25 protein-coding genes are annotated in these 24,788 nt (G+C 72.7%); 13 read left to right on the top strand and 12 right to left on the bottom strand.

Translation table 11 applies throughout. The features are described from left to right. Positions 1-11 precede the first annotated feature (11 nt). Together ACQPZG_RS29810 and ACQPZG_RS29815 are read right to left on the bottom strand one after the other, a co-directional pair. Positions 12-938, bottom strand: a complete 927-nt coding sequence (locus tag ACQPZG_RS29810; RefSeq protein ID WP_433548784.1) for a sirohydrochlorin chelatase — start codon at positions 936-938, stop codon at positions 12-14. 95 nt (positions 939-1,033) lie between these two features. Next, complete coding sequence (locus tag ACQPZG_RS29815; RefSeq protein ID WP_433548785.1) at positions 1,034-2,023, bottom strand: N-acetylglucosamine kinase; 990 nt, start codon at positions 2,021-2,023, stop codon at positions 1,034-1,036. 126 nt (positions 2,024-2,149) lie between these two features. Here ACQPZG_RS29815 and ACQPZG_RS29820 point away from each other — a divergent pair, with 126 nt between their 5' ends. Next, a complete protein-coding gene (locus tag ACQPZG_RS29820; RefSeq protein WP_433548786.1) occupies positions 2,150-2,827 on the top strand; it encodes a uracil-DNA glycosylase in 678 nt (225 codons plus the stop codon). A gap of 192 nt (positions 2,828-3,019) precedes the next feature. On the opposite strand, the gene ACQPZG_RS29825 is transcribed toward ACQPZG_RS29820, so the two are convergent. Continuing rightward, positions 3,020-4,111: a WD40/YVTN/BNR-like repeat-containing protein gene (locus tag ACQPZG_RS29825; RefSeq protein ID WP_433548787.1), complete on the bottom strand. Its 1,092-nt coding sequence runs from the start codon at positions 4,109-4,111 to the stop codon at positions 3,020-3,022. 359 nt (positions 4,112-4,470) lie between these two features. On the opposite strand from ACQPZG_RS29825, the gene ACQPZG_RS29830 reads away from it, so the two are divergent. Both ACQPZG_RS29830 and ACQPZG_RS29835 read left to right on the top strand, forming a co-directional pair. Next, entirely contained in the window at positions 4,471-5,370 is a 900-nt protein-coding gene (locus ACQPZG_RS29830) for a bile acid:sodium symporter family protein (protein WP_433548788.1), read from the top strand. Next, entirely contained in the window at positions 5,367-7,283 is a 1,917-nt protein-coding gene (locus ACQPZG_RS29835) for a neutral/alkaline non-lysosomal ceramidase N-terminal domain-containing protein (protein ID WP_433548789.1), read from the top strand. The genes ACQPZG_RS29830 and ACQPZG_RS29835 overlap by 4 nt, the downstream gene beginning before the upstream one ends. A 66-nt stretch (positions 7,284-7,349) precedes the next feature. On the opposite strand, the gene ACQPZG_RS29840 is transcribed toward ACQPZG_RS29835, so the two are convergent. From ACQPZG_RS29840 to ACQPZG_RS29865, 6 genes are all read right to left on the bottom strand, one after another. Further along, positions 7,350-8,699: an FAD-dependent oxidoreductase gene (locus ACQPZG_RS29840; protein WP_433548790.1), complete on the bottom strand. Its 1,350-nt coding sequence runs from the start codon at positions 8,697-8,699 to the stop codon at positions 7,350-7,352. A gap of 381 nt (positions 8,700-9,080) precedes the next feature. Then, on the bottom strand, positions 9,081-9,752 hold the full coding sequence (locus ACQPZG_RS29845) for a TetR/AcrR family transcriptional regulator (protein WP_433548791.1): 672 nt from the start codon (positions 9,750-9,752) through the stop codon (positions 9,081-9,083). Between the two features lie 206 nt (positions 9,753-9,958). After that, entirely contained in the window at positions 9,959-10,654 is a 696-nt protein-coding gene (locus tag ACQPZG_RS29850; protein ID WP_433548792.1) for an HAD family hydrolase, read from the bottom strand. Between the two features lie 8 nt (positions 10,655-10,662). Further along, positions 10,663-11,328, bottom strand: coding sequence for a phosphatase PAP2 family protein (locus ACQPZG_RS29855; protein ID WP_433548793.1), 666 nt, complete (start codon positions 11,326-11,328; stop codon positions 10,663-10,665). A 90-nt stretch (positions 11,329-11,418) separates the two neighbouring features. Further along, positions 11,419-12,354, bottom strand: coding sequence for a M56 family metallopeptidase (locus tag ACQPZG_RS29860; protein ID WP_433548794.1), 936 nt, complete (start codon positions 12,352-12,354; stop codon positions 11,419-11,421). An 84-nt stretch (positions 12,355-12,438) separates the two neighbouring features. Then, the gene (locus tag ACQPZG_RS29865) at positions 12,439-13,038 is read right to left on the bottom strand and encodes a DUF5134 domain-containing protein (RefSeq protein WP_433548795.1); all 600 of its coding nucleotides are present in this window, start codon (positions 13,036-13,038) and stop codon (positions 12,439-12,441) included. Between the two features lie 199 nt (positions 13,039-13,237). Between ACQPZG_RS29865 and ACQPZG_RS29870 the strand changes: the two genes are divergently transcribed. Next, positions 13,238-13,786, top strand: a complete 549-nt coding sequence (locus tag ACQPZG_RS29870; protein WP_433548796.1) for a GNAT family N-acetyltransferase — start codon at positions 13,238-13,240, stop codon at positions 13,784-13,786. Positions 13,787-13,843: 57 nt separating this feature from the next. Here the strand turns inward: ACQPZG_RS29870 and ACQPZG_RS29875 are convergent, their stop codons facing one another. Beyond that, entirely contained in the window at positions 13,844-14,527 is a 684-nt protein-coding gene (locus tag ACQPZG_RS29875) for a glycerophosphodiester phosphodiesterase (protein ID WP_433548797.1), read from the bottom strand. A 45-nt stretch (positions 14,528-14,572) separates the two neighbouring features. After that, a complete protein-coding gene (locus ACQPZG_RS29880; protein ID WP_433548798.1) occupies positions 14,573-14,698 on the bottom strand; it encodes a hypothetical protein in 126 nt (41 codons plus the stop codon). Between the two features lie 370 nt (positions 14,699-15,068). Here ACQPZG_RS29880 and ACQPZG_RS29885 point away from each other — a divergent pair, with 370 nt between their 5' ends. The 4 genes from ACQPZG_RS29885 to ACQPZG_RS29900 all read left to right on the top strand — a co-directional run bounded on the left by ACQPZG_RS29885 (position 15,069) and on the right by ACQPZG_RS29900 (position 19,087). Next, positions 15,069-16,466, top strand: a complete 1,398-nt coding sequence (locus ACQPZG_RS29885; RefSeq protein ID WP_433548799.1) for a DUF6421 family protein — start codon at positions 15,069-15,071, stop codon at positions 16,464-16,466. Next, positions 16,463-17,254 carry an SDR family NAD(P)-dependent oxidoreductase gene (locus tag ACQPZG_RS29890; RefSeq protein WP_433548800.1) on the top strand — a complete coding sequence of 264 codons (792 nt, stop codon included), beginning with the start codon at positions 16,463-16,465 and terminating at the stop codon, positions 17,252-17,254. Before ACQPZG_RS29885 ends, ACQPZG_RS29890 begins: the two co-directional genes overlap by 4 nt. Positions 17,255-17,319: 65 nt before the next feature. Then, on the top strand, positions 17,320-18,408 hold the full coding sequence (locus ACQPZG_RS29895; protein ID WP_433549599.1) for a threonine aldolase family protein: 1,089 nt from the start codon (positions 17,320-17,322) through the stop codon (positions 18,406-18,408). A gap of 85 nt (positions 18,409-18,493) precedes the next feature. Further along, a complete protein-coding gene (locus tag ACQPZG_RS29900; RefSeq protein ID WP_433548801.1) occupies positions 18,494-19,087 on the top strand; it encodes a transglutaminase domain-containing protein in 594 nt (197 codons plus the stop codon). Between the two features lie 43 nt (positions 19,088-19,130). Here ACQPZG_RS29900 and ACQPZG_RS29905 read toward each other — a convergent pair whose 3' ends face one another. After that, complete coding sequence (locus tag ACQPZG_RS29905) at positions 19,131-19,853, bottom strand: lysophospholipid acyltransferase family protein (RefSeq protein ID WP_433548802.1); 723 nt, start codon at positions 19,851-19,853, stop codon at positions 19,131-19,133. Positions 19,854-20,125: 272 nt separating this feature from the next. Here ACQPZG_RS29905 and ACQPZG_RS29910 point away from each other — a divergent pair, with 272 nt between their 5' ends. The 5 genes from ACQPZG_RS29910 (at position 20,126) to ACQPZG_RS29930 (ending at position 24,764) form a co-directional block, all read left to right on the top strand. Further along, the gene (locus tag ACQPZG_RS29910; RefSeq protein WP_433548803.1) at positions 20,126-20,491 is read left to right on the top strand and encodes a TlpA family protein disulfide reductase; all 366 of its coding nucleotides are present in this window, start codon (positions 20,126-20,128) and stop codon (positions 20,489-20,491) included. A gap of 210 nt (positions 20,492-20,701) precedes the next feature. Beyond that, the gene (locus tag ACQPZG_RS29915; RefSeq protein WP_433548804.1) at positions 20,702-21,256 is read left to right on the top strand and encodes a flavin reductase family protein; all 555 of its coding nucleotides are present in this window, start codon (positions 20,702-20,704) and stop codon (positions 21,254-21,256) included. 211 nt (positions 21,257-21,467) lie between these two features. Then, positions 21,468-22,253 (top strand): electron transfer flavoprotein subunit beta/FixA family protein, encoded by a 786-nt coding sequence (locus ACQPZG_RS29920; RefSeq protein ID WP_433548805.1) that lies wholly within the window; start codon positions 21,468-21,470, stop codon positions 22,251-22,253. An 89-nt stretch (positions 22,254-22,342) separates the two neighbouring features. Continuing rightward, on the top strand, positions 22,343-23,305 hold the full coding sequence (locus tag ACQPZG_RS29925) for an electron transfer flavoprotein subunit alpha/FixB family protein (protein WP_433548806.1): 963 nt from the start codon (positions 22,343-22,345) through the stop codon (positions 23,303-23,305). 163 nt (positions 23,306-23,468) lie between these two features. Beyond that, the gene (locus ACQPZG_RS29930) at positions 23,469-24,764 is read left to right on the top strand and encodes a DUF6986 family protein (protein WP_433548807.1); all 1,296 of its coding nucleotides are present in this window, start codon (positions 23,469-23,471) and stop codon (positions 24,762-24,764) included. Positions 24,765-24,788 lie beyond the last annotated feature (24 nt).

Genomic DNA, 24,788 nt, shown 5'->3' on the forward strand with positions numbered 1-24,788 from the left:
CTCCGCAGCGGTCAGTGGACCGGGGCGCCCTGCGCCTGCGCCGGCGTGAGGCCCAGCGCCGTCGCGTACTGCGACAGAACGAGCTTGCCGATCGCCGGGTACGCGCCGAGCGGCTCGGCGAACGCGCAGCCCGCCTCCTTCGCCGCGGTCTCCAGCAGGTCGGAGGCGACCTCCGGGCCGATCAGATACGGCGCGAGCGCCAGGTTCGCCGAACCCGAACCGCGCAGCTGCTCCGCGATCGAGGCGATCGAACCCTCCTCGTCGAGAGCGGCGGCCATCACCGGGACGGCGAGGCGTGCGGCCAGCAGCATGCCGGTGATCCCGGCCGCCTGGACGGCTTCCTCGCCGCCGACGGTGGCCAGCACGATGCCGTCGGCCGCCGTGGTGACCGTGAACAGCCGGGCACGGTCCGCGCGCGACAGACCGGCCTCCGAGAGACGCACGTGCAGCGCTTCGGCGAGCAGCGGGTGCGGGCCCAGGACGTCGGTCAGTTCGGCGGCGGCGTGGCTGTCCACCAGTGCCTGCCGTATCCGGCGCATCGTGGAGGCCTCGGGCCCGGCCAGCAACGGCACGACGACGGCGACCGGACCCGCCGGGGCCGCCACCTCGCGGCCGGCGGCCACGGCCAGCTCGTAACGTGCGGTGCGCTCGGCGGCGGTGCGCGCGAGCACGGCGTCCAGCGTCAGGTACTCGCCCTCGCTGTCACCGTCGAGGTAGCCGATGCGGGCGTCGAGGCCGGGCAGCTCGGAGCGGGCGATGCTGAGGAGTTCTTCCGCCAGGTTGCGCGTGACGGTGGTCGGCTCGCCGGGAACGGCGAGAACAAGTGCGGGCGCACCCTCGGGAGCGGCCACGGGCTCCGGACGGCGATGGCGTCCGGGCTGGCGGGGTCGTGGCATTCGTACAGGCAGGCCGGAAGCGGGCCCAGTGGGGGAGCTCATGGCGCCGCATGCTACTGGCTTTGCAGGTCCGGCTGTTCGGGGAGGGTGTATTCGAGAGGTATCTGTCCTGTTTTATCCGGTGAATGCCCTTCAAATCAACGGGCTTGACAATCCGATACGTGCAACATGTGTGAATCGTCGGGAAAGGGCAGGGTGTCCGACGCGAGCGCGGCGGCGATCGACAGGGCCCCGGCCAGCGGGTCCCCTGCGGCGGGCACCAGCCGGGCGTGCGGCACCTGCCCGGCCATCTCCGCGCGAAGCGGGCCGAGCAGCGGTTCGCCCAGCTTCAGCAGTCCGCCGGTGAGGGCGACCCGGGCCTCCGGGCCGTCCGGCGGCGGACACGCCGCGCGCGCCGTCCCGGCGATGTGCCGGGCGGCCTCGCGCAGGATGCCGTCCGCCACCGGGTCCCTCTGGGCGCACACGGCCACCTCGGGTGCGAACGAGGCGAGCACCGCAGGGCGGTCGGACCGCGGATAGAGCAGCCCCGGCAGCCCCGCAGCGGGCCCGAACACCGCCTCCAGCCTTTCCAGCAGCGCGGACGAACCCCCGGGCCGGCCGTCGTGGGCGCGCAACGCCGCCTCCAGGCCCGCCCTGCCGATCCACGCACCGCCGCCGCAGTCCCCGAGGAGATGACCCCAGCCGTCCGCCCGCCGCCACACCCGCAGATCCGTGCCCAACGCGATCAGCCCGGTGCCCCCGGCGACCACCGCCCCCGCCCGCGGCCCGAGCGCCCCCGCGTACGCGGTGACCGCGTCGGCGGCCAGCGCCAGGCGCCGTACCCCCAGGCCATCGGCCAGTGCCTGCGGCAACCCGGCCCGCAGGCCGCCGCCCAGTGTGGCCATCCCCGCGGCGCCCACGCACACGGCGACCGGAGCGCCACCCCCGACCCGGCCCGTCAGCTCGGCGGCGGCCGGCAGCAGCTGCTCCAGCAGATGCCCGGCGTCGATGCCCTCGGGACCGGTGCGCACCGGCAAGGCGGAGACCACCGGGGAAGTCACCGGCGTGCCGCTCGCGGCGCGGGCGAGACCGAAGCGGACTCCGGAACCGCCGGAGTCCACGCCCAGTACGTACTGCTCCAACGGCATGAAGGGCTCCGGAGACGAGAAGAACGGAAGGCGAACGGGCCTGTGCCCGGGGACGGCGGCAGATTACCGCCCCCTCCCGGGGGAGGGGGCGGGGCCGACCGGACTACGCCAGTAGAGTGACGCTCCGTGGCAGCGAAACCATTGAACGAAGTCGTAGAGCCCGGCTGGGCGCAAGCACTGGAGCCCGTGGCGGAACGGGTCGCCGCGATGGGCGACTTCCTCCGTGCGGAGGTTGCGGCCGGCCGCACCTATCTCCCCTCCGGGGCGAACGTGCTGCGTGCCTTCCAACAGCCATTCGAGGACGTACGGGTCCTGATCGTGGGTCAGGACCCCTACCCGACACCGGGGATGGCGATCGGGCTCAGCTTCGCGGTGGCTCCCGAGGTGCGCCCGCTGCCGGGCAGTCTGCAGAACATCTTCCGGGAGCTGCGGACCGACCTCGGCCTGCCCGAGCCCTCCAACGGCGACCTCACCCCGTGGACGCGGCAGGGCGTCCTGCTCCTCAACAGGGCGCTCACCACCGCCCCGCGCAAGCCCGCCGCCCACCGGGGAAAGGGCTGGGAGGAAGTGACCGAGCAGGCCATCCGGGCGCTGGTCGCGCGCCGCAAGCCGCTCGTGGCCGTGCTGTGGGGGAGGGACGCGCGCAACCTGCGGCCCGTCCTCGGCGACGTACCGGCGGTCGAATCCGCGCATCCCTCGCCCATGTCGGCAGACCGCGGCTTCTTCGGCTCGCGTCCGTTCAGCCGGACCAACGAGCTGCTGGCCCGGCAGGGCGTCCAGCCCGTGGACTGGCGACTGCCGTAGCGCACACGGGGGCCGGGCCGGGCGTCCGCCCGGCCCGGCCCCCGGTGCGTGGTCCGCTGTGGTTCGTCGGGCATGGGCCCGCTGTGCTTCGTCCGCGCGGCAGGAACCACGAAAACCGCGCGGCAGGAAGACCACGCGGACACGTCCGGCTCCTTCCTCGGCGGACCACCGCGCGTCCGTCCCCCGCCGCCCTCAGCCGATCACTGCCGCCCGCACGCACAGCACGTCCGGCAGGTGCGAGGCGAGCTGCTGCCAGCTGTCGCCGTCGTCGGCGCTGGCGAACACCTCGCCGTTGCGGTTGCCGAAGTACACCCCCGCCGCAGGCCCGGCGTCGTCCGTGCACATCCCGTCGCGCAGCACCGTCCCGTAGTGCTCCTCCTGCGGGAGTCCTGCCGTCAGCGGCTCCCAGCTCTTGCCCGCGTCCGAGGTCCGGTAGACCCGGCACCTGCGGTCGGCGGGCACCCGGTCGGAATCCGCCGTGATGGGGAAGACGTAGGCGGTGTCCCCCCGGTGCGGGTGCGCCGCCACCGCGAATCCGAACGTGGACGGCAACCCCGCGCCGATGTCCGTCCAGTTCGCACCGGCGTCGTCGCTGCGGAAGACCCCCCAGTGGTTCTGCAGGTACAGCCGGTCGGGGTCGGCGGAGTCCTGCGCGATCTTGTGCACGCACTGGCCGAACTCCGGGTTCGGGTCCGGCAGGAAGACCGCGGAGACGCCCTTGTTGGACGGCGCCCAGCTCGCTCCGCCGTCCTTCGTGCGGAACACCCCGGCCGTCGACACCGCCACCGTCACCGCCTCCGCGTCACGCGGATCCGTGACGACGGTGTGCACGGCCTCGCCGCCCCCGCCCGGCTCCCACCGCGAGCGCGTCGGGTGCTCCCACAGCGGCCGTACGAGCGTGAAGGTCTCCCCCCGGTCCTCGGAACGGTACAGCGCGGCGGGCTCCGTCCCCGCGTACACCACGCCCGGCGCGGCCGGTCCCGCCGGATGGAGCTGCCACACCCGTTCCAGTGAAGCCCCGGTGTCCTTGGGGAACTTCACGGACGGTTTCTCCGGCTCGGTCCAGGTCGCGCCCAGATCGTCGGAGTGGAAAACCGACGGACCCCAGTGCGCGCTGTCCCCGCCCACCAGCAGCCGGGGCGAGGGTGCGCTCCGGTCGATCCCCACCGCGTACACGGCCTGCGCGTTGAAGTGCGGGCCGTCGAACTCCCACTCCCCGCCGCCGCGCCTGCGGCCGAGGAAGAGTCCCTTGCGTGTGCCTACAGCGAGCAGTACGTCGGACATGGCCGACACCTCCCAGACCTCGTTGTCTCCAGGTATCGGCCAGTCTGCACCCCGCCACTGACAATGGCCCTGAGATGAGCCGTTCGCCCAGGTCAGGCCGGTAAGCCGGGATCGCTCCGGCGGCCCAGTGCCTCGGTGGGGCGCGGTCCGGCCGAAGCGATCCCGGCCGAATTCCTTGACAGGCCCCACCCCCTTGGAAAGCATCCAGTCGGCACGACGATCACCGGCCGCCCGGCCGGGCCCGCCCGACGAGGAGAGTCACCATGACATTCCCCACCACGGAACAGGCCACCGCCGCATCGCTCCAGCCCGGCTTGTCCGGCTGACGGGCGGGTGGACGGGCCGGACGGACAACCCCCGTGGGAATAGCCGCAGTTCTGCTCCCCTTCGCCCTCGGCGTCATCATGTTCGGCCTCGGACTCGGCCTCGTCCCGGCGGACTTCCGCCGGGTGCTGTCCCATCCGAAGGTCACCGTCGTCGCCCTGTCCTGCCAGGTCGTGCTCCTGCCGGTGATCTGCTTCGGCCTGGTGCTCGCCTTCGGGCTGCCGCCCGTCCTGGCCGTCGGCATGATGCTGCTCGTCGCCTCCCCGGGCGGCACCACGGCCAACCTCTTCAGCCACCTCTACGGCGGGGACGTCGCCCTCAACGTGACGCTCACCGCCGTCAATTCGATGATCTCCGTCGTGACCCTCCCCGTGGTGTTCAACCTCTCCGCGGCCTACTTCTTCACCTCGGGCTCGGAGAACGCGGAGCTCGGCCTCCAGTTCACCAAGACGCTCCAGGTGTTCGCGATCGTGCTGGTCCCGGTGCTCGTCGGCATGTACGTGCGCTCCCGCGCACCGCAGTTCGCGCTGCGCACGGACCGGACGGTGCGGATCTTCTCGGTGGTCGTGCTGGCGCTGATCATCGTCGGGGCCCTCATCCAGGAACGCGAGAACCTCGCCGAGTACCTCGGCGCCACCGGCCCGGTCTCGGTCGCACTCCTCGTCGTCAGCCTCGGCGTCGGTTACTGGGTCCCCCGCCTCCTGAAGGTCGACCGGCGTCAGGCGATCGCCTGCTGCATGGAGGTCGGCCTGCACAACACCACCCTGGCCATCACCATCGCCCTGAGCATCGTCGGCAGCACCGAGATGGCCGTTCCCGGGGCGACGTACGGGGTCCTGATGAACTTCGCCGCCGCAGCTGCGGGCTGGCTGCTGCGCCGCGGCCACGCGCGTACCGCCAGCCCCGCCGCCCCCACCGGGAGCGAGGCCCCGTGACCGAGCTGGCCGGCCGGGGCATCGCCGACATCACCGGGGAGGCCGCCGAGTGCGGCATGCTCGGCTACGGCAAGGCCGAGCAGCAGACCACCGGCATCCACACCCGCCTGCACGCCCGCGCCTTCGCCTTCGCGGAGGGCACCGCGCGGGACGACCGCCGCGTGCTGCTGGTGGTCTGCGACCTGCCGCTGATCTCCGGCGGTCTCGTCGAGGAGGTCCTGCGCCGCCTCCCCGACGGCTGGACCGAGTCCAACGTCATGATCACCGCGACGCACACCCACTGCGGCCCCGGCGGCTACTTCCACCACGCGCTCTACAACAGCAACACCGGCGGCTTCCGTCCCCGGACGTACGCAGCCATCGTCGACGGCATCACCGAGGCCGCCCTCGCCGCCCTCGCCGACCTGGCCCCGGCCGAACTCGACCTCGCCCACGGCGAACTGCACGGCGTCAGCGCCAACCGCTCCCGCCGCGCCTTCGACCGCAACCCCGAACGGGACCGCGCGCACTTCCCCGGGGCGGTCGACCCGCTCACCACCCTGCTGAGCATCCGCCGGGACGGCCGGCTGACCGGCGCCGTGCACTGGTTCCCCGTGCACAACACCAGCATGACCCACACCAACACCCTCATCAGCAGCGACAACAAGGGGTATGCCGCCTACACCTGGGAACGCCTGGAGGGCGGCGCCGACTACCTGGCACCCGAACCCCTCCCCCTCGTCACCGCGTTCGCGCAGACCAACGCCGGTGACATGTCCCCGAACCTCAACCTGCGCCCCGGCAGCGGCCCCACCGAGAACGAGTACGAGAACACCCGCCTCGCCGGGGCCCGCCAGCAGCAGTCGGCCACCGCACTCCTCGCCGCGGCCACGCCGCTCACCGGCCCCCTCGACCACCGCGTCACCCACCTGTGCCTGTCCCGCGCCGAAGTGGGCCCCGAGTTCACCGGCGACGGCCGCGCCCACCGCACCGGCGCGCCCGTCGGCGGCGCCGCCGCCCTCGCCGGAGCCTGGGCCGACGGCAAGGGCTTCCGAGGCTTCCGCGAAGGCCGCAACCCCGTCTGGGACGCCCTCTCCCAGCGCGTGGTCTACGCCCTCTCGCCCGCCCTGCGCGACGCCCACGCCCCCAAGGCGCTCGTCCTTCCCGCAGGCCCGCTCAACGTCCTGCGCCCCATGGTCCAGGAACGCGTGCCCGTCCAGCTCCTGCGCATCGGCCGCCTCCACCTCCTGGGCATCCCCGGCGAGGTCACCGTCGTCGCCGGGCTCCGACTGCGCCGTACCGTCGCGGAAATCGTCGGCGCGGACCTCGACGACGTACTCGTCGCGAGCTACAGCAACGGCTACTTCCACTACGTCACCACGCCCGAGGAGTACGACGCCCAGGAGTACGAGGGCGGCAGCACCCTCTTCGGCCGGTGGCAGCTGGCCGCCCTCCGCCAGACCGCCGCCGAACTCGCCACCGCCCTGCGCGACGGCTGCCCCGTCCGCCGCGGCGTCCCCGAACCACTGCCGGCCGTGCGCCCGCGGCGGCACCCCGCGCCCGCCGACGCCCCGCATCCGGGCCGGGCCTTCGGCGACGTGCTCTCCTTCGCCCGCATCGGCGACACGGTCACCGCCGCCTTCGTCGCCGCCCACCCGAACAACGACCTGAGGCGGGGAGGCACCCATCTCTCCGTCGAGCGTCTCGGGGCCGGCGCCACCGGGACCGGCGGAACCTGGACCCGCGTCGCAGACGACAACGACTGGTCCACCACCTTCCGCTGGACCCGCACCGGCCGCACCACCTCCACCGCCACCGTGACGTGGACCCTCGCGAAGGACACCGCGCCAGGTGTCCACCGGCTCCGCTACCACGGCCGCAGCACGGCCACCGGCCCCTTCACGGGGACGACCGAGCCCTTCGACGTACCGTGAGGAGTGCCGGGCCCCCGCTGCCCCGCCCCGTGCGGCACTCGGCCCGCGCACGCCCGACGGCAGGGCTCAGGCCCGCCCGCCGCCCGCCGCGTCCAGCAGCCCCGCCCAGTCCGCGATCTTCACCGACCGGCGTCCCAGCGAAGCGCCGAGAGCCGTCTCCGCCGCCTCGATCGCCAGCCAGCCCGGCCACTGGACGGGCCGCAGCCCCGACCGCCGCAGCACGTCCAGGGGTTCGCCCGTCACCTCCCGCCGCGCCAGCGCACCGGCGTCCGCCAGCAGCGAGGCCACCGTCTCCTTCGCGCACGGCCGGTTCGTGCCGATCACCCCGGTCGGCCCGCGCTTGATCCACCCGGCGACGTACTCCCCGGACGAGGGGTGTCCGTCCCGCAGCACCCGCCCGCCCGCGTGCGGCACCGTGCCGCGCGCCGGGTCGAACGGCAGTCCGGGTACGGGGGTCCCTCGGTAGCCGACCGAGCGCAGCACCAACTGCGCCTCGATGTCCTCGTACACGCCCGTCCCGCGCACCCCGCCCGCCCCGTCCGGCACCGTCCGTTCGAACCGTACGGCCGCCACCCGCCCCGCCTCGGCGAGCAGCTCCACCGGGCGCAGGTGGAAGCGCAGCCGAATCACCCGGCCCCCTGCGGACGACGGCGCCGAGGCCCAGCCGCGCACCACCTCCACGTTGCGGCGCAGGGCCGTCGGCAGCGCCGACGGGTCCTCGTACGCCGGATCCAGCGCCAGTTCGGCGGGCTCGACCGAGACCCGGGCGTCCGGCAGGGAGCCCAGTTCCCGCAGCTCCTTGGTGGTGAACCTGGCCTGCGAGGGGCCGCGCCGCCCCACCATGTGCACCTCGCGCAGCGTGGACCCCGACAACAGGTCCAGCGCGCCCTGCGGGACGTCCGTGGGCAGCAGCTCGGCGGCCCCGCGCGCCAGGATCCGCGCCACGTCGACCGCCACGTTGCCGACGCCGATCACCACCGCGGAGCGCACCCCCAGCGCGAAGCCGTCGGGCGCCGCGTCGGGGTGGGCGCTGTACCAGGACACGAACTCGGTGGCGGAGAAGCTGCCCGGCAGGTCCTCGCCGGGGATGCCGAGTCTGCGGTCGGCCGCCGCGCCGGTGCAGTAGACCACCGCGTGGTAGAGCTCCAGGAGGCGCCGGGCGGGCAGTTCCGGAGTCCCCGCCTCCACATTGCCCACGAAGGAGACCCGTTCGTGCTCCAGCACCGTGCGCAGCGTGCCCTGGAGGGACTTGATCTTCTCGTGGTCCGGCGCGACGCCGTACCGGACCAGTCCGTACGGACAGGGCAGCCGGTCCAGGACGTCCACGCGGACATCGGGCACGGCGGTCTGCTGGACGAGGGCCTGGGCCGTGTAGACCCCGCTGGGGCCCGACCCGACGACTGCGACGCGGAACACGGCTCAGCTCCCTCCCACGGGGTCCCTCCAGCATGGCACCGGACGGCGGGCAGCGGCAGGGGGCCGTGCGCACACAGGCGCACGAAGGAGCCCGGAGAGCGGAAGCGGACAGCACGCGAGAGCGCCGGGACCGGAGCCGCCCGGTCCCGGGCATCCGCGCCATGCGGCGGATCTCGGCCGACTGCTGGGCGACCCGCCGCGGCCCGCTCCTCGCTCGTCACCTCGTCACCGTCGGCCAGTGCGTCGCCCACCGCGGTCAGCGCCTCTCGTGGCGCCTGATCAGCATCTCCGCGGAGGTGAGGTCGGCGGAGCGGGACCCGACGGCCGGGGCCGCGCTGCGCGCCCCGTCGGGGGAGAGGGCCTCGGCCCTCCTGCCGCCGATCAACACGCGGCCGGGCCGGTGGCCGGCCCTCCGCGCGCTCCCGTGCCGCCGGGCGGACCCTCGTCCGGCGGCACGCCCATGTCCCAGTCCAGGCCGTACCGCTGGAACAGCTCCGCCCGCAGCCGTACGAGCGGCATCGGCGCCCCCGGCAGCAACAGGGCGAAGACCGCGCCCATCAACAGCGCACGCAGCAGGCGGTAATCGGCCTCCGGGTCCTGCGCCGAGTCGCCGGCGCCGTACTGCTCCACCGCCCCCCGCAGCACCTGCGCCAGCAACTGCTGCTCCGGGCACTGCACGAAACCCTCGGCCTGGAGGATGCCCGCCATGTGCGTGCGCATCAGCACCGGCCGCTCGTGCGCCAGCCCGAGCACCGCGTCCACCGCCCTGGCGAGCAACTCCCGCCCCTGCGGCGGGGCGGGCTGCGGCGCCCGCTCCAGCGCTTCGCGGATGGTGCGGTGCATCAGCCGGTGCACGGCGGACTGGAGCAGCTGCCGCTTGCCGGGGAAGTAGTACGAGACCAGCCCGCGTGCCGTCCCGGCCCGGTCCGCGATGTGGCCCAGTGTCGTCGCCTCGTAACCGCGCTCGCCCACCAGGTCCACCGTCGCCTGGAGGATCCGCTCGCGCGAACGCCGACGCAATTCCTCATTGACCGACGGGCTGCGCGGGGACATCCTGTAACTCCTGCGTTGACTGGCTCTGAGCCAATATACTCAGCGCGCGTTCCGCACCCCCCTTTGCGAAGGGGGCGAGGGGACGGCTGTCCGCCTTGGGCGACGCGGGGGATCGTCCAAGGCGGACAGCGGGTGAAGGCCCCCGGAAGGTTTCCTTCCGGGGGCCTTCGTACGTGGCGGGACGGTACCCGGCGGGCGGCCGCACGTCAGCCGAGAAGGCCGAGCACCGGCAGCAGCCCGTCCGGGCGGTCCGCCGCCGCAAGCGCGTCGACGAAGTGGACCGCACACCCCAGCGCCGCCGCCCCGCCGTCGGCGTGCCGGTCGTCGCCCACCATCAGGGTGTGCGCGGGCTCCCGGCCCAGCGCCTCGCACGCCGTGCGGAACAGCCGGGGGTCCGGCTTCTGGACGCCGTGCTCGTACGACAGGACGTAGGCGTCGACGTACGGGTCCAGGCCGTGCTCCCGCAGCACCGGCCGCAGGTCCCAGCCGATGTTGCTGACCACGGCGACCCCGACACCCCGCGCGCGCAGTTCCCGCAGCACCTCCACGGCGTCCGGGTACGGCTGCCAGGCGGCCGGGGACATGTGGCGCTCGTACAGCGCGTCGTGCAGGGCGTCGTCCGGGAGGCCCACCTGCCGCGAGAGGCCCGTGTACGCGGCCCGGTGTCGCTCCGCACTCACGTCGCGGGTCGCCCACAGCCCGGCCAGTGCCGGCGGGACCCGCAGCGGCGGGGCGCCGCCGGGCAGCGCGCCCGCGCTCTCCAGGAGGGTCGCGTACCGGTCCAGCTCCTGCGCGGGGACGGACGGGAGGCGGTCGCCGAGCACCGCACCCACCCAGGCGCGCGTGGACTCGATGCGCAGCAGCGTGCCGGAGAAGTCGAACAGCACCGCTTCGGTCGTCATGGCGTCGATCATGCCCGCGGTGCCGCCCGGTACGCGTGCAGAGCCGCCGCGAACAGCACCAGGGCAGCCCCCAGCAGCCAGCCCGCGAGTACGTCGCTGAACCAGTGCACGCCCAGGAACACCCGGGTGAAGCCGACGCCCGCCACCGACACCACCCCCGCGGCCCGTAGCCAGGCACGGGCCGCACGCCCCGCCCCGTGCAGCCGCAGGAGCCACAGGAGCAGACCGAAAGTGACCGCCGCTGTCATCGCGTGACCGGAGGGGAAGGCGGCGTAATGAGCGGAATCGACCGGATCCGGCCACTGCGGACGCTCGCGCCCGACCACGAACTTGAGGAGCTGCTGGACGCACGCGGCCACCAGGCCCGTCACCGCCAGGCACAGGGCGAGCGCCCGTTCGCCACGCCGCAGCAACCAGACGAAGACCACCGCCAGCACCGCTCGCATCGCCCACGGGTCCCACACCCAGTCGGAGAGGATCCGGTTGACGCGGGTCGCTTCCGGAGAGTCCACCGCGACGCCGTGCAGGCCGTCGGCGATCCGGCCGTCGAGAGCCAGCAGCGGACCCCAGCCGAGGACCACCAGGGCGAGCAGCACGGCGGACAGAGCGGCGAGAAGGGCGCCCGCGAGGAGCACCGGCGAGCGGGCGGGCGGCAGGGGTCCGGGAGAGGGCATGGGGTGATCCTTGCCGACCCGCGGCCGGTCAAGCCCCTCGAACGCGCCCGGCCCGGCCGGCGAGGGCCGGGTCCTGCTGCCCGATGGCCGCTATCCGAGAGCGCTGAGACCCGGCACGAAGGCCACCACCAGCGGAACGGCGGGCACCAGCGCCCAGGCCGCGGTGAGCCGCAGCCGCCGGGCCGGGCTCAGCCTGGGCACGGGGGCCAGCAGCCGGTTCACCCGCTGCGGCAGGCCGTTGTCCGGTGTGGCGCACGGTCCGAACACCCCCCGGTCCTCGTTCAGTTCGACCAGCGCCAGCGCCGTCGTCAACCGGCCGAAACGCTTGGACGCCATGTCGTCGGCGGCCAGTTCGACCAGCCGGTGCATCTCGTCGCGGAAGACGGCGAACACCGGGATCTGCGGGAAACCGCCCGCCAGCGCGCCCGCACAGTGCAGCAGCCAGTCGTGCCGGGCCCGTGCGTGGCCCTGCTCGTGCGCCACCACTGCGTCCAGCTGACGCCCCTTGAGCCTGCGCAGTGCCGCCGTGGTGATGACCAGCCTCGGCTTCGTGCCGGGCAGCCACCGGACGTCGGGCCGCTCGCCCTCCAGGACCACCAGACGGTCCCCGCCCGGACCCTCCCCGGGCAGGGCGGGCGCACGCACCAGGAGTTCCGCACGGTGCTGCCTGCGCCGCACGTGCGCCCGGTGGATCTCACGGGTCAGCATCGCGCCCGTCCACACACCGCAGCCCGCCAGCACGACCGCGAGGACGGCCGACCACGGGCCGTAGGCGCCCAGCGCGTACGCCTCGACGACTCCGTGCGGCGCCGACGCGAAGACGTGCCCCCGTACCAGCTGCCAGGCGGCCGCCGCGCTGAACGTCATCGCGAGCGCGAAGCACAGGAGCACCGCGACCACCACGCACTGCCACATCCACAGCGCGACCACGGGTTCCCGCTCCCGCCAGTCGGTGGACGCGAGCAGGCGTGGAGCCGTGACGGCGGTCACCAGACCGAGCAGCAGCAGCGCCAGGGAGACCATCATGGGCCCAGCCTATGAGGAGCCCGCTGCCCAGGGGTATGTCCCCGGCCCGCTAAGTGACGTACGACTCATCCGGTGCGTCGCCCCTCATAGGGACAGCAGCATGGTGAGCATCGCCAGGGCCATGGACAGTCGGCAGGCGAGCGCCAGTTCGGGGCGGGCGCCCCAGTACAGGACCCCGGCGGACGGGGCCGGTCCGCTGTTCGTCGCGCCCGCCACCGTCGCCACCGGGACGAGCCGTGCGCCCACCCGCAGCACGTACACCGCGTAGTACGTCAGCAGAGCCCCGGTGAGCAGCGGTACCCCGCCCGCCGACACGGCGCCGTGCCCCGCGTGGCCCGCGGAGCCGGCCGGGCCCGGCGCCATGGCCACCGCCATGTAGACCATGGCCACCGAACCGATCAGATGGTGCGCGTGAGGAGCGTTGCGCAGCCCGCCCCGCGTCCACCACAGGGCCCGCAGCGCCGCGCCGCCGAACACCGCGGCGTACACCGCCCAGCTCCAGGCGGGCGGCGCGAACACGGCGGCGGGCACCGCCATCGCCGCCATCCCGAGCCCCATCAGCGCCTCGCCGCGGGCCGTTCCGCGCTCCTGCGCGGGTCCGCTGCGCATCCACAGCAGGCAGTACGCACTCGTCACCCCGCACAGTGCCACCAGCAGCCAGCCGGACATCGCCGGTCCGTGCACGGCGTACCTCCCCGTTCACTTCCACCACGACGTGTCGACAGGTCGAGGAGTCGATGCCCGCGATGGCCGGGGCGCACGCACGCGCAACGGCACACGGGGGGAGCACGGGGCCGCGCTAGGGTCGGACGGACACACCGGCCGCCGCGCGCGGCCGACCGCAGCGCCGCAGCACAGGCACAGTCAGAGGGGCACCTCCGCCATGGACACCACTTCGCGCCCGGCCGCCGGGAAACTCGTCTTCCGTGACGCCGTGGAGGCCGATGTCGCCGCACTCGTCGCGCTCATCGAGTCGGCCTACCGCGGGGACAGCAGCCGTACGGGGTGGACCACTGAGGCCGACCTCCTCGAAGGCCGGCGCACCGACCCCGAGAGCGTCCGCACCGTCGTCGAGGACCCGCGCAGCCGGCTGCTCACCGTCGCGCGCGACGGTGAGCTCATCGCCTGCTGCCAGCTCGAACACCGAGGACAAGCCGCCTACTTCGGGATGTTCGCCGTACGGCCCGGCCTCCAGGGCGGTGGCGTCGGCAAAGCCGTCATCGCGGAGGCCGAACGTCTCGCCGTGCGGAGCTGGGGCGTGCGGGAGATGCACATGACGGTGATCTCGGTGCGCGAGGACCTCATCGCTTGGTACGAGCGCCGCGGTTACCGCCGTACGGGAAGGATGACGCCCTTCCCGTACGGGGACGAGCGTTTCGGCGTTCCGCAGCGCGACGACCTCGCGTTCGAGCTGCTCCTCAAGGAACTCTGAGACGCCCCACGGTTCCGGGGCACCGGCCGGGAGACCCCCGGCCCCGAGGGCGGGGGCTCAGGCCATGAAGCGGCCGGTGCGGCGGATCTCCGGGAAGTCCGTGGTCACTCCGTCCAGCTCCAACGCGTGTGCGAGGCGCAGCTCGTCCGGGGTGTTCACCACCCAGCCGATCACCGCCAGCTTCTCGGTGCGGGCCCGGCGGACGGTCTCCAGGGTGAGCCGCTGAATGTCCAGGACGACGGCGCCCGCCCCTGCCGCCAGCGCCCGGTCGATCACCTCGGGCCCGTAGAACTCGGCGACCAGCCCGGTCCGCACCCCGGGCACCAGTGACGAGATGTGCGTGAGTGCCTCGTCGTGGAACGACAGGACCTCGACGCGCTCCACCAGGGCGCGCCGGTGCATCACCTCGGCCAGGGTCCGGGCGGCGGCCACGTCCTTGATCTCCGCCTGGAGCGGCGCGGAGACGGCGTCCAGGACCTCCTCGAAGAGGGGGACGCGCTGGCCGCCGCCCGCGTCGAGGGCGCGCAGCTCGGCGAGGGTGAGCCCGGCGATCGCACCGTGCCCGTCCGTGGTCCGGTCGACGTCGGCGTCGTGCATGACGACGAGCGCGCCGTCCTTGCTCAGATGCAGATCGAGTTCGATGACGTCCATGCCCGCCTGCTGGGCACGGACGAAGGAGCTGAGGGTGTTCTCGGGCTCGACACCCATGACTCCGCGATGACCGATGGTGAGGAACTGCACGGCGATCTCGCTTCCGTCGACGGCGGCTGGCGGCTCACAGCGAGATTAGCGGCCCGCCTCCGCAACGGAACCCGTGCGGCGGACGGAACCGGAGTCGTGGAACTGGGTGCCCGCGATTCCCAGGATGAGACCGGTGGCGAGGGCGGCGAACAGGACGGCACGCATGCTCAACGGGAACAGCTCCAGGCGAAGGGGGGAGGGGCGGGCGTACGCGCAACAGCGTGCGACCGTCCTACCCCCGGCCGACGCCGGGACAGCTCTCCCTCACTCGTCCGTGGGCGCGGGCCCGACCGGGATTGACGCCTCGCGACCGGAGCCGCGCGGGAGAAGAGGCGAGCGCGCCGTGGGGCGGGAAGCAGCAGGACAGTTGTGTCGCGCGGTGACGGACGCCGCAGTCATCGCCGCGTCCCCGATGTCACGCAGGAAGACTTCCGGTGATCTGGGGGGTGGCGCAGGATAATTTGTCCCAGGCCCTCTTGTGCGGAAGAACCATGCGCGGATACGGTTTCTTGACGCGAGGTTCTCCCGTGAAGGAAGTGACATGACGCAAAATCTGATGCAGGACATTGCTGGTGGAGGCATAGCGGAGGCCTCGCGGGTGATCGACCACCCGGCCTGGAGCGTGCTCAAGGGTGCGGTCGAGGAGATCCGGCCCTGGCAGTCCGCCGACGGATCCATCGACTTCGACGCCGAGGGCGCCCCGGCCCGGCCCGCCGCCGAGGCCGTGCTCGGCCGCGTGACCGACGCCGTCGAGGAGCTGTCGCCGCTGCTGCCGCACGACGCCGCCTACCACCGGGCCCTCGTCGCCGACCTGCGCGCATGGGCGGACGGCGGCTTCGCCGTCCCCGACTTCCTGGACTCGCTGCTCGCCTTCCAGCCCGCCCGGTCGCGTGCCGACGGCCGCCAGCACCTCGTGGTCTTCCCGATGTACACGCAGAACGGCAACCCGGACCGCAACCTCGAAGCCGTCGTGCTGCGCATGGTGTGGCCGGAGTGGCTGGCGGAGCTGGAACGCACCCGCTACGACAACCCGCTCTTCTGCGGCATCACGTTCGAGGACTTCACCGCGGGCTACGACACCAACTCGGCCGTGCTCTTCCCCGAGACGATCGCCGTGCGCGAAGCGCCGGAACGTTTCACCTGGGGCGGCATCTTCTGCGACCGCGAGGCGGCCCGTTTCCGCAGGGTGACCGAGGAGGCCGTGCGCGTCCTGGGTCTCGAACTGCCCGACGACATCCGCGAGATGGTCGCCGACCAGGACCGCTGCCAGCAGGCGTTCGTCCTGTGGGACATGGTGCACGACCGCACGCACAGCCACGGCGACCTGCCCTTCGACCCGTTCATGATCAAGCAGCGGCAGCCGTTCTGGATGTACGGGCTCGAAGAGCTGCGCTGCGACCTCACCGCCTTCAAGGAGGCCGTGAAGCTGGAGGCCGACGGCGTCTCCCAGGGCCGTGACGTGCAGTACGCGGTGCTCTTCGACCGGATGTTCCGCTTCCCGGTCACCGGCGAGCGCGTCCGCAACTACGACGGACTCGGCGGCCAGCTCCTCTTCGCGTACCTGCACAAGCACGACGTGCTGCGCTGGACCGACAACACCCTCAAGATCGACTGGGAGCGGGCCCCGCAGGTCACCAACCAGCTCTGCGGCGAGATCGAGGAGCTGTACCGGGCGGGCATCGACCGCCCGAAGCTGGTGCACTGGTTCGCCGCGTACGACCTGGTCTCCACCTACCTGGCACCGCACCCGGGATCGCGCTGGGCCAAGGGTCCGGACGCGCTGGACCTGTCGCTGCCGCCGCGGAAACTGGTCGACGACGTGCTTCCTGACGAGTTTCCGCTGAGCATGTTCTATGAGGCGCTTTCCAAGAAGCTCAAGTCCGTGATCGCCTCCACCAAGGGGATTCGCGCGGCGAGCGCCGAGCGGGTGGCCGCATGAGCCCCCGCGCCGAGGAGGCGACTGTCATGACCCCGATCGACACCCCCGAGGGCGCCCTGGACGGAGCCGTCATCGCGGTCGCCGGAGCGGCCGGACCGGCCGGGCGCGCCACGCTGCTGCGGCTCGCGGAGGCCGGTGCCACCGTCGTCGGCGCGGACGCCGACGTGGCACGGCTCGCGGAGGCCGTGGACGCCGCGCGGTACGCGCACGGCGGTGCCACGGTCATCGGCGAGACCGTCGACCTGCTCGACCTCGACGCCACCCGCGCATGGGCGGCGAAGACGGAGAAGGAGTTCGGCCGGATCGACGGGATGGTGCACCTCGTCGGCGGCTGGCGCGGTTCCGCCACCTTCGCGGAGACCGACCTCGCCGACTGGGACCTCCTGGAGAAGCTGCTGATCCGCACCGTGCAGCACACCTCGCTCGCCTTCCAGGACGGACTCCAGCGCAGCGACCGCGGCCGCTATCTGCTGATCAGCGCGGCCGGCGCGTCGAAGCCGACTGCGGGCAACGCCGCCTACGCCGCTTCCAAGGCCGCCGCCGAGGCGTGGACGCTCGCCCTGGCCGACGCCTTCCGCAAGGCGGGGGGCGAGGACGGGCCGCACAGTGCGGCTGCCATCCTGGTGATCAAGGCACTGGTGCACGACGCGATGCGCGCCGAGCGCCCGAATGCGAAGTTCGCGGGTTTCACCGACGTCAAGGATCTGGCCGAGGCCGTCGCCGGCGTCTGGATGCGGCCCGCCGCCGAAGTGAATGGACAGCGCCTGTGGCTGACCCCCAAGCCGTGACCGTGACGGACACGGACGCCGTGACCACGACGACCACCACGGTGACGACCACGACCACCACCTCCGTGACCGGCCCGGCGAACCCGCCCAGGACCGACGCCCGCCGCCACCACGACCCCTCGGTACGGGGCTTCGCCAGCGACAACTACGCGGGCGCGCACCCCGAGGTGCTGGCGGCCCTCGCCCTCGCCAACGGCGGCCACCAGGTCGCGTACGGCGAGGACGACTACACCGCGCACCTCCAGCAGGTGGTGCGCGGCCACTTCGGCCCGTCGGCGGAGGCGTTCCCGGTCTTCAACGGCACCGGCGCCAACGTGGTGTGCCTCCAGGCGCTCACCGACCGCTGGGGCGCGGTGATCGCCGCCGAGAGCGCGCACATCAACGTCGACGAGGGCGGCGCCCCGGAGCGGATGGGCGGGCTCAAGCTGCTGACCGTCGCCACCCCGGACGGCAAGCTCACCCCCGAACTCATCGACCGGCAGGCCTGGGGCTTCGACGACGAACACCGTGCCATGCCCCAGGTCGTCTCGATCACCCAGAACACCGAGCTCGGCACCGTCTACACGCCGGACGAGATACGGGCGATCTGTGACCACGCGCACCAGCACGGCATGAAGGTCCACCTCGACGGGGCGCGGATCGCCAACGCCGCCGCCTCCCTGGACGTGCCCATGCGCGCCTTCACCAACGCCGTCGGCGTCGACATGCTGTCGTACGGCGGTACCAAGAACGGCATGCTGTTCGGCGAGGCCGTGATCGTCCTGAACCCGGACGCCGTGCGGCCGACGGCGATGAAGCGGCTGCGCAAGTCCTCGATGCAGCTCGCCTCGAAGATGCGCTTCGTGTCGGTACAGCTGGAGGCGCTGCTCGCCAAGGACCTGTGGCTGCGCAACGCCCGGCACGCCAACGCGATGGCCCAGCGGCTCGCCGCGGGCGTGCGCGGCGTCGACGGCGTGGAGATCCTCCACGAGGTGCAGGCGAACGCGGTCTTCGCCCGGCTGCCGCACGAGGTGAGCGAGCGGCTGCAGAAGCGCTTCCGCTTCTACTTCTGGGACGAGGCCGCCGGCGACGTGCGCTGGATGTGCGCCTACGACACGACGGAGCAGGACGTGGACGCGTTCGTCCAGGCGCTGAAGGAGGAGGCGGGGCGCTGAGCAACCCGCCCCAGGCAATGCATAGGTATGCGACCGACCGAAAACATATTGACTCCGGTCGGTCGCATTCCTATGCTCCTGCGCCATGGAACTGCTCCAGGAAGTCGCCGACCTGTCCGCCTACTTGGCGGCCGACGAGGCCATCGACCACCGCCACCCCCTCGTGCGCGGCACCGCCGCACGCCTCGCCGGGCAGGTCGCGGATTCGCCTGCGTACGCCCATGCGGCCTTCGAGTACGTGCGGGACGAGATCCCGCACTCCGCCGACTCCGGGGACCCGCGCGTCACCTGGCGCGCCTCGGACGTCCTGGCGAAGCGCACCGGGATCTGTCACGCCAAGGCGCACGCGCTCGCCGCGCTGCTGCGTGCCGAGGACATCCCCGCCGCGCTGTGCTACCAGCGGCTGGAGTACGACGGGGCGGGCGGCTGTTGTCTGCACGCCCTGGTCGCCGTGCGGCTCGGCGGCGCCTGGCACCGGCAGGACTGCCGCGGAAACAAGGAGGGCGTCGACGCGCGGTTCTCGCTCGACGGGGAGCGCCTGGCGTTCGTACCGGACGAGGGGCGCGGCGAGCGGGACCATCCGACCCTGTACGCCGCACCCCTTCCCGGTGTGCTCCGCGTCCTGCGAAAGGCCCCGGACCGCTCGCGGCTCTGGGAGGCGCTGCCCGACGCGCTCTGAGGTCCGGCGGCGGGGACCGGAGCTCCTCGACCGGCCCGGGGGATCAGCTCGCCTCGCGCACCTGTGCCGGGGTCGGCGCGCTGCCGCCCAGGTGGGCCGGGACCCACCAGGTGTCCTTCTCGTCCTTCGGGCGCACCGGATAGGCGCGCTGCGCGGCCTCCAGCAGCTCCTGGACGCGCTCGCGCAGCCGCCGGGTGATGGCGCCCGCGTACTCCTCCGGGGGCGCTTCCACGGGCTTGCCCACACGGATGGTGACCGGGATGTGGTTGCGGCCGAAGTTGCGCGGCCTGCCCTTTGTCCAGATGCGCTGGGTGCCCCAGACGGCCATCGGGATCAGCGGCACCCCGGCCTCCTGCGCCAGGCGGGCGGCGCCGGACTTGAAGCTCTTCAGCGTGAAGGACTCGGAGATCGTCGCCTCCGGGAAGACGCCGATGATCTCACCCGAGCGCAGCGAGTCCAGTGCGTGCTTGTACGCGTTCTCACCCTGCTTGCGGTCCACCGGGATGTGCTTCATGCCGCGCATCAGCGGGCCCGAGACCTTGTGCCGGAAGACCGACTCCTTCGCCATGAAGCGCACCAGGCGCTTCTGCGGCAGTGCGGCGAGACCGTTGAACACGAAGTCGAGGTAGCTGATGTGGTTGCTGACCAGCACTGCCCCGCCCGAGCGGGGGATGTTCTCAGAACCCTGGGTGTCGATCTTCAGGTCGAGCGCCTTGAACAGGGTGCGCGCGGCGCCGACGACCGGCCGATAGACGAGTTCTGCCATGACGGGGACCCTTCTCTGACCGGGGAGGGCTCGCCCGGTACGAAAGTTACGCTGCCGTAGGTTTTCGGCGTTGGGCAGATCGTGCCCCATGAGCGGCCCAGTAGCCAGTCCCCTGGTACCCAATCTGCGAGATTCTCATCACGTCCCGCGCGCCCCGGCGCGTGCCCTGACCTGCTGCGAGCTGTTCGAACGCGGGACGGCGACCGGGAATGGCGGCGCGGGGGCCGCACGCTGCACACTGTGACAAGACGTGAGTAAGGGGAGGGTGAAATATGCCGGAACGGGATGCCGTCGAGCGGCTCGGCAGCGCCGAGCTGGGCGTCGAACCGGGGGAGCGGGCGACCCTCGTCCAGTTCTCCAGCGCGTTCTGCCAGCCCTGCCGGGCCACCCGCAGGATCCTCGCCGACGTGGCCGCGATGGTCGACGGCGTCACCCACGTCGAGATCGACGCGGAGGAACGGCTCGCCCTCGTACGGGAACTGGACGTCCGGCAGACCCCCACCGTCCTCGTCCTCGACCGGCACGGCCGGATCGTGCGCCGCGCGGTGGGACAGCCACGCCGGGCGGACGTCATCGCGGCGCTCGGCCGGGCGGTCGACCAGGCACCCCGCACCCCTCCCCCGAAGGCGCACGGGTGACGCGACGTGATCAATCTCCCAGCCTGCGCCGCCTCCCGCACTTGACGGTGCACGCCCCCGATCGTCAGGGTGACGTCATGCCCCCGGATCCCCTTCTGTACGGGCGGGCCCACGTCGACCTGGCCCGCAACGCGAGTGCGCGCTGTCCCGGTGTCTGAGCAGCAACGGACGCGACGACCGCACCCCCCGCACCCGCCGAAGGACAACTCCGTGACGCCCCAGTCCGCCCCCGCGCCCGACGTCGCCGCCCCGCGGCCGGCGAGGCCCGGCCCCCAGGCGGGACCCGAGCTGCTCCGCTCGGTCTTCCGGCAGCACGCCGCGGGGGTCGCCGTGATCACCGCCGCGGGCCGCGATCTGCGCCCCGTCGGATTCACCGCCACCTCTCTCAGTTCCGTCGCCGCACAACCCCCGCTGATCTCCTTCGGGGTGGGCACCGGATCCTCCAGCTGGCCCGTGCTCTCCGAGGCCGAGCACATCGGCGTACACGTGCTCGGAGAGGATCAGGAGGCGCTCGCCGCGACGTTCGCGCGCAGCGGCGCCGATCGGTTCGGCGCGCCCACCCGGTGGCGGACGGGGCCCGAGGGGGTGCCCGTCCTCGACGGGGTGCTCGCGTGGCTGGTGTGCCGGGTGGTGGCCCGGGTGCCCGCGGGAGATCATCGCCTCGTGCTCGCCGAGGCCGTCGCGGGAAACCCCTCGGCGGATCCTTCGGGGCGGGGGCGGCCCCTGCTCTACCACCAGGGGCGCTTCAACGCCCTGCGCGACTGAGAGTTCCCGGAAACAGGCGTGTGTCGGCGATTGCACAGCGTCGGCAAGGTCACAGTTCGAAGCGCTTGCCTACGGGGAACGCTCTGGATGTACTGACGAGTAATATTCGAGTCGGAGCGCAACCCGCCCCGACCGGAAACCGCCCCTTCAGGCGCCTATGCTGCCTGCAACGAGGCAGCCGACAAATAGACGATGCAGTAGGAGAGCCGGCGTGAGCTTGAGGATCGTTGTCTGTGTGAAGTACGTGCCCGACGCCACCGGCGACCGGCACTTCGCCGATGACCTGACGGTCGACCGCGACGATGTCGACGGTCTGCTGTCGGAGCTCGACGAGTACGCGGTCGAGCAGGCGCTCCAGATCGCCGACGAGGCCGACGACGCGGAGATCACCGTGGTGACGGTGGGCCCCGAGGACGCCAAGGACGCGCTGCGCAAGGCGCTGTCCATGGGTGCCGACAAGGCCGTCCACGTCGAGGACGACGACGTCCACGGCAGTGACGTCATGGCGACCTCGCTGGTGCTCGCCAAGGCCGTCGAGAAGACCGGTTACGACCTGGTCATCACCGGCATGGCGTCCACCGACGGCGTCATGGGCGTCCTCCCGGCGATCCTGGCCGAGCGCCTGGGCGTTCCGCAGGTCACCCTGCTCTCCGAGGTCAAGGTCGAGGACGGTGTCGTCAAGGGCCGCCGCGACGGCGACGCCGCGAGCGAGCAGCTGGAGGCCTCCCTGCCGGCGCTGGTCTCGGTGACGGACCAGTCGGGCGAGGCCCGCTACCCGTCGTTCAAGGGCATCATGGCCGCCAAGAAGAAGCCGGTGGAGTCCCTGGACCTCGGCGACCTGGACCTGGACGCCGAAGAGGTCGGCCTCGAAGGCTCCTGGACCGCCGTCGACTCCGCGGACAAGCGTCCCGAGCGCACCGCGGGCACGATCGTCAAGGACGAGGGCGAGGGCGGCAAGCAGCTGGCCGAGTTCCTCGCGGGCCAGAAGTTCATCTAGCGGCCGGGGTCCGGGGCCACGCCCCGGACCGGCACATCTGAGCGCCCGTCCCCTTCCCCGTTTCTTCGCACTCGCAGGAGAGCATTCCCATGGCTGAAGTTCTCGTCTACGTCGACCACGTGGACGGTGCCGTCCGCAAGCCCACCCTGGAGCTGCTGACGCTCGCCCGCCGCATCGGCGAGCCCGTCGCGGTCTTCCTCGGGGCCGGTGGCGCCGCCGCCGCCGCCGTGCTCGGCGAGCACGGCGCGACCCGCGTCCTGACCGCCGAGGCCGCCGAGTTCGGCGACTACCTCGTCGTCCCGAAGGTCGACGCCCTGCAGGCCGCGTACGACGCCGTCTCCCCGGCCGCCGTGCTGGTCCCGTCCTCCGCCGAGGGCAAGGAGATCGCGGCCCGTCTCGCGGTCCGCATCGGCTCGGGCATCATCACCGACGCCGTCGACCTGGAGGCAGGCGACGAGGGTCCGGTGGCCACGCAGGCCGCGTTCGCCGCCTCGTACACCACCAAGTCCCGCGTCTCCAAGGGCGTTCCGGTCATCACCGTGAAGCCGAACTCGGCCCCGGTCGAGGCCGCCCCGGCCGCCGGCGCCGTGGAGGCCCTGTCGGTCACCTTCTCCGACGCCGCCAAGGGCACCAAGGTCGTCTCGCGCACCCCGCGCGAGTCCACCGGCCGTCCCGAGCTGACCGAGGCCGCGATCGTGGTCTCCGGCGGCCGTGGCGTCAACGGCGCCGAGAACTTCGCGGTCATCGAGAAGCTCGCCGACTCGCTCGGTGCCGCGGTCGGCGCCTCCCGCGCCGCCGTCGACGCCGGCTGGTACCCGCACTCCAGCCAGGTCGGCCAGACCGGCAAGTCGGTCTCCCCGCAGCTGTACATCGCCTCGGGCATCTCCGGCGCGATCCAGCACCGGGCCGGCATGCAGACCTCGAAGACGATCGTCGCCGTCAACAAGGACGCCGAGGCTCCGATCTTCGACCTGGTCGACTACGGCGTGGTCGGCGACCTCTTCGAGGTCGTCCCGCAGCTCACCGCGGAGGTCGAGTCGCGCAAGGGCTGACCTGCACTTCTCGTACGACTCGGGGCCGCACGGTGTTCTCACCGGGCGGCCCCGAGCCGTCTCCGCGGCCGGTGAAGGGGAACCATTGACGTGGATCACGGTGGGCCATTAACTTCACTATGCGGATTGTTGATTCCGTGAAGCGGAAAACTGGAGGGTTGAGATGGGTCAGCAGGAGAAGGTGGCGACGAGCCTCACCGGCGCGGTCAGCGAGGGGATCAGCGCCTCCCTCGCACCGGTCGACGCGGAGCTGGCCCGCCGCTACCCCGGAGACCCCGGCACCCGGCAGCCCGTCCACACCGTCTACGTACCCGGCAACCTCTACGAGGCGGGCACCCTCCGCTCCTGGGGCGACCAGGCGCTCGCGATGCTCGACGAGCACGCCCCGGACGCCGCCTCGTTCGCCGCCGTGCTCGGCCTGGACGCCTCCCTCGCGGACGCCGTGTACGACAGGGTGCGGGCCAAGCTGGAGCGCGAGCCGATCGAGGACCTGCGCATCGACTTCGAGGACGGCTACGGCGGCACGCCCGCCGACGAGGACGGCGACGTCGCCCGAACGGCCCGGCTGGTGGCCGAGGCGTACGCGAACGGCACGGCCGCCCCGTACACGGGCATCCGCATGAAGTGCTTCGAGGCCGCCGTGCGCGACCGGGGCATCCGCACCCTCGACGTCTTCCTGAGCGAACTGATGGCGGCCGGCGGACTCCCCGACGGCCTGGTCCTCACCCTCCCCAAGGTGACCTACCCCGAGCAGGTCACCGCCATGGTGCGGCTCGTCGAGGCGTTCGAGAAGGCGCACGGACTGGACGCGGGCCGGATCGGGTTCGAGATCCAGATCGAGACCAGCCAGTCCATCCTGGGCGCCGACGGCACCGCCACCGTCGCCCGCATGATCGACGCAGCCGAGGGCCGCGCCACCGGACTGCACTACGGCACCTTCGACTACAGCGCCTGCGTCGGCGTCAGCGCCGCCTACCAGGCCAGCGACCACCCGGCCGCGGACCACGCCAAGGCGGTCATGCAGGTCGCCGCGGCGGGCACCGGGGTCCGGGTCTCCGACGGCTCCACGAACGTCCTGCCGGTCGGCTCCACCGAGAAGGTCCACGACGCCTGGCGTCTGCACTTCGGCCTCACCCGCCGCGCCCTGGCCCGCGCGTACTACCAGGGCTGGGACATGCACCCCGGTCACCTGCCGACGCGTTACGCGGCCGTCTTCGCCTTCTACCGCGAGGGCTTCGAGCAGGCCGCCGCCCGCCTCGCCGCGTACGCCAACCAGCTCGGCGGCGACATCGCCGACGAGCCCGCCACCGCCAAGGCGCTCGCCGGCTACCTGCTGCGCGGCATCGACTGCGGCGCCCTCGACACCGCCGAGGTCGCCCGCCTCACCGGCCTCACCCGCGCCGACCTGGACTCCTTCGCCTCCCCGCGCCGCGGAGACCTCACGGCAACGGCTTCGTAACCCCGCCCCGCCCCGCGCCCGGCC

The organism is Streptomyces sp. CA-294286 (assembly GCF_050947155.1).
Taxonomy (GTDB): domain Bacteria; phylum Actinomycetota; class Actinomycetes; order Streptomycetales; family Streptomycetaceae; genus Streptomyces.

Bases quoted from the DNA above. Each gene is read 5' to 3' on its own strand.
- ACQPZG_RS29810 (WP_433548784.1), bottom strand. From the start codon at position 938: ATGAGCTCCCCCACTGGGCCCGCTTCCGGCCTGCCTGTACGAATGCCA.
- ACQPZG_RS29815 (WP_433548785.1), bottom strand. From the start codon at position 2,023: ATGCCGTTGGAGCAGTACGTACTGGGCGTGGACTCCGGCGGTTCCGGA.
- ACQPZG_RS29825 (WP_433548787.1), bottom strand. From the start codon at position 4,111: ATGTCCGACGTACTGCTCGCTGTAGGCACACGCAAGGGACTCTTCCTC.
- ACQPZG_RS29845 (WP_433548791.1), bottom strand. From the start codon at position 9,752: ATGTCCCCGCGCAGCCCGTCGGTCAATGAGGAATTGCGTCGGCGTTCG.
- ACQPZG_RS29850 (WP_433548792.1), bottom strand. From the start codon at position 10,654: ATGACGACCGAAGCGGTGCTGTTCGACTTCTCCGGCACGCTGCTGCGC.
- ACQPZG_RS29855 (WP_433548793.1), bottom strand. From the start codon at position 11,328: ATGCCCTCTCCCGGACCCCTGCCGCCCGCCCGCTCGCCGGTGCTCCTC.
- ACQPZG_RS29860 (WP_433548794.1), bottom strand. From the start codon at position 12,354: ATGATGGTCTCCCTGGCGCTGCTGCTGCTCGGTCTGGTGACCGCCGTC.
- ACQPZG_RS29870 (WP_433548796.1), top strand. From the start codon at position 13,238: ATGGACACCACTTCGCGCCCGGCCGCCGGGAAACTCGTCTTCCGTGAC.
- ACQPZG_RS29885 (WP_433548799.1), top strand. From the start codon at position 15,069: ATGACGCAAAATCTGATGCAGGACATTGCTGGTGGAGGCATAGCGGAG.
- ACQPZG_RS29890 (WP_433548800.1), top strand. From the start codon at position 16,463: ATGAGCCCCCGCGCCGAGGAGGCGACTGTCATGACCCCGATCGACACC.
- ACQPZG_RS29900 (WP_433548801.1), top strand. From the start codon at position 18,494: ATGGAACTGCTCCAGGAAGTCGCCGACCTGTCCGCCTACTTGGCGGCC.
- ACQPZG_RS29905 (WP_433548802.1), bottom strand. From the start codon at position 19,853: ATGGCAGAACTCGTCTATCGGCCGGTCGTCGGCGCCGCGCGCACCCTG.
- ACQPZG_RS29910 (WP_433548803.1), top strand. From the start codon at position 20,126: ATGCCGGAACGGGATGCCGTCGAGCGGCTCGGCAGCGCCGAGCTGGGC.
- ACQPZG_RS29925 (WP_433548806.1), top strand. From the start codon at position 22,343: ATGGCTGAAGTTCTCGTCTACGTCGACCACGTGGACGGTGCCGTCCGC.
- ACQPZG_RS29930 (WP_433548807.1), top strand. From the start codon at position 23,469: ATGGGTCAGCAGGAGAAGGTGGCGACGAGCCTCACCGGCGCGGTCAGC.